This window comes from Streptococcus parasanguinis, from assembly GCF_001578955.1.
GTDB lineage: Bacteria > Bacillota > Bacilli > Lactobacillales > Streptococcaceae > Streptococcus > Streptococcus parasanguinis_U.
In genome coordinates, this window is record NZ_KQ969694.1 from 87,972 (window position 1) to 92,427 (window position 4,456).

General features: G+C 37.3%; 5 protein-coding genes. 3 read left to right on the forward strand and 2 right to left on the reverse strand.

Annotated features, from left to right (window positions below; translation table 11 throughout):
• On the reverse strand, nucleotides 1-913 hold a 913-nt coding region (gene cysK, locus SPADD19_RS10625), incomplete at its 3' end, for a cysteine synthase A (protein WP_061455965.1).
• Nucleotides 914-1,035: 122 nt separating this feature from the next.
• On the reverse strand, nucleotides 1,036-1,677 hold the full coding sequence (locus tag SPADD19_RS10630) for a YigZ family protein (protein WP_061455969.1): 642 nt from the start codon (nucleotides 1,675-1,677) through the stop codon (nucleotides 1,036-1,038).
• A 55-nt stretch (nucleotides 1,678-1,732) separates the two neighbouring features.
• Here SPADD19_RS10630 and SPADD19_RS10635 point away from each other — a divergent pair, with 55 nt between their 5' ends.
• The 3 genes from SPADD19_RS10635 to hpf all read left to right on the forward strand — a co-directional run bounded on the left by SPADD19_RS10635 (nucleotide 1,733) and on the right by hpf (nucleotide 4,317).
• Nucleotides 1,733-3,031, forward strand: a complete 1,299-nt coding sequence (locus SPADD19_RS10635) for an ATP-dependent helicase ComFA (RefSeq protein WP_061455966.1) — start codon at nucleotides 1,733-1,735, stop codon at nucleotides 3,029-3,031.
• On the forward strand, nucleotides 3,028-3,693 hold the full coding sequence (locus SPADD19_RS10640; RefSeq protein ID WP_049487919.1) for a ComF family protein: 666 nt from the start codon (nucleotides 3,028-3,030) through the stop codon (nucleotides 3,691-3,693). The genes SPADD19_RS10635 and SPADD19_RS10640 overlap by 4 nt, the downstream gene beginning before the upstream one ends.
• An 81-nt stretch (nucleotides 3,694-3,774) precedes the next feature.
• Nucleotides 3,775-4,317: a ribosome hibernation-promoting factor, HPF/YfiA family gene (gene hpf, locus SPADD19_RS10645; RefSeq protein WP_061455967.1), complete on the forward strand. Its 543-nt coding sequence runs from the start codon at nucleotides 3,775-3,777 to the stop codon at nucleotides 4,315-4,317.
• Nucleotides 4,318-4,456 lie beyond the last annotated feature (139 nt).

Sequence of the window (4,456 nt, forward strand, 5' to 3'; positions counted from 1 at the left end):
CGTAAAGAGTAGTTGAAAGATAACGTTCCCCATTATCTGGTGCAAGAGCAAGAACTTTTTTACCACTTCCTAATTCTTTGGCTACCTCAATCGCAGCATAGATAGCAGCAGCACTTGAAATGCCTACTAAGAACCCTTCGGCCCCACCAATAGCTCGTGCAAGTTCGAAAGCTTCTTCTGAAGATACGCGACGAACACCATCATATGCGTTAGTATCTAAGGTATTTGGAATAAAACCTGCTGAAATTCCTTGGATTTTATGTGGTCCAGGTTTTTCGCCAGAAAGGACAGCAGATTCATTGGCCTCAACTGCATAGACTTTGACAGCTGGATTATTCTTTTTCAAAGTATGAGAAATACCAGAAACAGTACCACCAGTACCAACACCTGCGACAAAAGCATCTAAACCATCTTTTCCAAAGGCATCAACGATTTCTTGTCCTGTTGTTCTTTCATGTACCTCTGGGTTAGCAGGGTTTTCAAACTGAAGAGGAAGGAAGCCATTTCTTTCTGCAGCGATTGCTTCAGCTTTAGCGATGGCACCTTTCATTCCTTCACTTCCAGGAGTCAAAACGAGTTCAGCTCCATATGCTTGGATGATTTTACGACGTTCCACACTCATGGTTTCAGGCATGACAATCACAACTTTATAGCCTTTAGCTGCGCCAACCCATGATAAGCCAATCCCTGTGTTTCCACTAGTTGCTTCGACAATTGTATCACCTGGTTTGATCAAGCCATCCGCTTCAGCTTTTTCAATCATGCTCAAAGCAATCCGGTCTTTAACAGATGATCCAGGATTGAAGGCTTCGAGTTTGACATAGACATTTGCAGCTCCTTCAGGAACAAGACGGTTCAATTTGACAATCGGAGTGTTCCCAATCAATTCTGTAATATTTTCATAAATAGCCATAATATACCTCAGTTCTAGGTTTTCTTGATACTAACAAGTATAGTCCCTTGTGGGAAGAATGTAAAATATAGAAATTTTATGGGTGTGATAAAAAAAACTATCGTTGCCGATAGTTTTTTTGATTAATTTTCTACAGAAAGGAGTGGTACCTCAACCTCGCGAATTCCTTGATCTTCTATAAGGACTTTCCCATTATAAAATTCGACTAAAGCTGCTGTGATAGAACGGGTGTCTTCTTTGTCTACAAAAATAGTTGTCGCCACCTGATCTGTAAACATTGGATCTTGTTCCGCCAATTGATTGTCTTTTAAGAAATTAGCAAACTCTTGGTATTGGGAATAAGAAAGTGTGATTCCAAGAACCACTTGTTCCTTGATTTCTACCAGTCCAATCTCTCGAACTGCTTGAGCCACACTTCCAGCGTATGCACGAATTAGACCGCCAGCACCTAATTTAATGCCTCCAAAATAGCGGGTAACCACAACGCAACTATTAGTGATGTGATGATTTTCCAGAACTCCTAACATCGGTACACCAGCTGTTCCGCTAGGCTCACCATCGTCACTGGTCCGTTTGATGTCACTTTGTTCTCCAATGATGAAAGCAGAGCAGTTATGTGTAGCCTTATAGTGTTCCTTTTTGATGGCATTGATAAAATCTCTAGCTTCCTCTTCAGAGGAGACACGCTTGACATGACAAATGAATTTTGATTTTTTGATTTCTTCTTGAACAGTACCGTTCTCTTTAAATGTAACATATTCCATATTCATATTTTACAAAAAAAGAATGAATTTCTCCAACTTTTGCGAATTAATAAGTATGAAGATAGAAGATTTTTATGGAAGGCTCTTAACGGAGAGTCAAATGACAAATAATCTAAAAGAAATTGCCCAAGAACTTCCTACTATAGAAAAACAAAATGGAAGGTACCAATGTTTTCGATGTGGCAGTATGATTGATCAAAAACTTTGGAAGTTGAGTGAAGAGGTACTGTATTGTAGAGCCTGTATCCAATTGGGAAGAATCCGGAGTGATCAAAAACTTTATGCTATTGCACAGCATGACTTTGAAGGACAGGAGGTGTTAAACTGGAAAGGAACCTTGACTTCCTATCAACAAGAGGTATCAGATGGTCTCATCCAAGCAGTTAAGGAAGGGGGAAATGCCTTGGTACATGCTGTGACAGGAGCTGGAAAAACGGAAATGATGTATCAGGTTGTAGCAACAGCGATCAAGTCAGGAAAAGCAGTCTGTATTGCCACCCCAAGAATCGATGTCTGTATCGAACTGTACGGAAGGATGAAGGACGATTTTTCCTGCCCCATCTCTTTGCTTCATGGGAAATCGGAACCCTATTTTAGAACGCCTTTGGTAATCGCAACAACCCACCAATTGCTAAAATTTTTTCAGGCCTTTGATCTCCTTATTATAGATGAGGTAGATGCTTTTCCCTATGTGGACAATCCAATCTTATATAAAGCAGCTCAGAATGCGATAAAAAAAGGGGGGAATACGCTATATTTAACAGCAACCTCTACAGATGAGTTAGATAAAAAGGTCAAGAAAAAAGAAATCATTCGTTATAGCCTTCCAAGAAGGTTTCATGGGAACCCACTAGTGGTCCCTGAAATAAAATGGGTGCCGAAAATTAGAGAAAAAATAGAAAAAGGAAGAATCCCTTACGAACTATTGCAACTGATCAAGAAACAAAGACAGACTCACTACCCATTGTTAATCTTTGTATCTGAAATAGAATTAGGACAACAATTTACTGAGAACTTAAAAAAATACTTTCCCAAAGAAACAGTAGGTTTTGTATCCTCACAGACAACAGACCGCCTACGAATGGTAGAAGAGTTTAGAAACAGAGCCATAACCATGCTAGTCTCGACAACAATTTTAGAAAGAGGAGTGACCTTTCCGTTTGTAGATGTCTTTGTTTTAGAAAGTAATCACAAATTATTTACTAAAAGTGCACTCGTACAAATTTCAGGAAGGGTCGGTCGAAGTAAAGAAAGACCAACAGGTAAACTACTTTTTCTATCAGATGGCATAACACGAGAAATGAAAAAAGCGATCAAAGAAATAAAGGAAATGAATCAGGAGGCTGGATTTTGAAAGAATGTCTGCTTTGTACGAAAGAGTTGAAAACTGGTGAACATTTCACAGACCTTATTTTTATGAATCAACAAGAAGAATGGATTTGTAAAGAATGCAAAGAAGACTTCGAACAAATTGGCGAAATCCATTGTCCTAGATGTTATAAAGATAAGGAGGAGAAAGTATGTAAAGATTGCGAATACTGGATACAAAAGGGGAATATGGTCGAACATGAAGCATTATATAGATATAATGCAGCAATGAAGGACTATTTCAAGCGATATAAATTTGAAGGAGATCGTTTATTAGGAATGGTATTTGCATGTGACATCAAAAAAGCCTTGAAAAAGTATAAAAGCTATACGATAATACCGACTCCAATTAGCCATGAAAAAAAGCAGGAGAGAGGATTCAATCAAGTATCAACTATATTAGATTTTGCAGAAATAAAGTACAACAGTCTATTCCAAAAAGAAGACAGCTTAGCCCAATCAAAAAAAACAAGAGAAGAAAGATTAAAAACCTCTCAACACTTTCAATTAAAAGGAGAAGTTTCAGAAAAGCAGAAATATCTTATCTTGGATGATATCTACACAACGGGCAAAACAATCGAATTAATGAAGCGCCTACTAATTGAAAAAGGTGTGAAAGAAATAAAGACATTTTCAATCGCAAGATAAAAAAAGATTTGCAAAAAGTTTATGAAAGCGTTATAATATACATATAAATAAAAACATAATGTTTAGAAAGTAGGTACTAATATGATTAAATATAGTATCCGTGGTGAAAACCTAGAAGTAACAGAAGCCATTCGCGACTATGTCGTTTCTAAACTCGAAAAGATTGAAAAATATTTTCAGGCAGATCAAGAGCTGGATGCTCGAGTAAACTTAAAAGTTTACCGTGAAAAGACCGCAAAAGTAGAAGTAACCATTCCGCTTGGATCTATCACGCTTCGTGCAGAAGATGTTTCTCAAGATATGTACGGTTCAATTGATCTTGTTGTAGATAAAATTGAACGTCAAATTCGTAAGAATAAAACAAAAATCGAAAAGAAAAATCGTGTTAAATCTGGTGCAGGTAAATTGTTTACCGATGCAGTTGTAGAAGAAGCAACCACCACAGAAAAAGTTGTTCGCTCAAAAACAATTGATCTAGAACCGATGGATATAGATGAAGCGATCCTTCAAATGGATCTATTGGCACACGGCTTCTTCATTTATCGTGATGCAGAAGACAACACAACAAATGTCATCTACCGTAGAGAAGATGGAGACATCGGTCTATTGGAAGTAAAAGAATAGAGATCAAATAAGAGATTGAAAACATCAATAAAATATAGAGGAATCGGGGGCATCCTTGCTCCTGATTTTTTATGTAAACAAAAAAAGTAAAAAAACTTTCAAAAAAATAAAAAAAATTAAAAAAAGTGTTGACAGTAAG